Annotated in this window: 1 pseudogene; it reads left to right on the top strand. The window is 59.3% G+C overall.

The features are described 5' to 3' along the window. Positions 1-46: 46 nt before the first annotated feature. Positions 47-1,100 (top strand): annotated as a pseudogene (locus tag IVA82_RS21215) (IS630 family transposase). The last annotated feature ends 13 nt before the right edge of the window (positions 1,101-1,113 follow it).

Here is a 1,113-nt window from a genome sequence, read left to right on the forward strand (position 1 = left end):
CTAGTACCCCCTTTTCTTAGAAGGTGAGTCGTGATTCAAGATCGGGATGATCCCCGAAGCAAGAGAAGTCCGCCTTTCGAAGAAAGATCGCAAGGTGCTTGAAGCGTGTTGCCGCTCACCGGTGACATTGCAGCGCGATTTGAAGCGGGCGCGGATAGTTCTGTTGGCGGCGGACGGGCGCAGCACCCGCTCGATCGCCAAAGAAGTCGGAGTCCAGCCGCGGATTGTCAGCCTTTGGCGGCACCGCTATGCCGATCATGGCCTCGAAGGGCTGCAAGACAAGCCGCGGCCCGGCAAGCAGCCGATCTATACGAAGGTCACCGACAAGCGGATCCTGAAGCTGCTGGATAAGCCGCCGCCGCAAGGGTTTGCGCGCTGGACCGGCCCTCTGCTGGCCGAGGCGCTGGGCGATGTCGACGTCCAATATGTCTGGCGGTTCCTGCGCAGCCACAAGATTGACCTCGTGGCTCGCAAGTCCTGGTGCGAGAGCAACGATCCGAACTTTACGGCCAAAGCCGCCGATGTTGTTGGCCTCTACGTCGCCCCGCCCGCGAAGGCCATCGTACTATGCGTGGACGAGAAGCCCACCTTGGAGCGAGCGCAGGGCTATCTGAAGTTGCCCAATGGCCGCGCCTTGACCGGCCAGAGCCACGACTACAAGCGGCATGGCACGACAACGCTGTTTGCGGCGCTCGAAGTCGCCACCGGAAAGATCATCGCGACGCATTCAAAACGCCGGCGCCGGGTCGAGTTTCTCGACTTCATGAACAGCGTCCGCGGCCTTTCCGGGCCGAAAGCTTCACGTCATCCTCGACAACCTCAACACCCACAAGAAAAACGAGCATTGGCTCAAGGCGCACCCCAATGTGCAATTTCACTTCACGCCGACGAGCGCGTCCTGGCTCAATCAGGTCGAGGTATGGTTCTCGATCTTGCAGGGGCAGTCGCTCAGCGGCACCTCCTTCACAAGTCTCAAACAGCTCCAGGAGCACATCGATGCCTACATCAACGCATATAATGACAAAGCTCAACCCTTCGTCTGGACCAAGAAAAAGGTCCGTCAACGCCGGTTCAAAGGCCGCCGTATCACTCAGCTATGATTCCGGGTACTAG

Source organism: Bradyrhizobium sp. 142, assembly GCF_023074015.1.
In the GTDB taxonomy this organism is placed as follows: domain Bacteria; phylum Pseudomonadota; class Alphaproteobacteria; order Rhizobiales; family Xanthobacteraceae; genus Bradyrhizobium.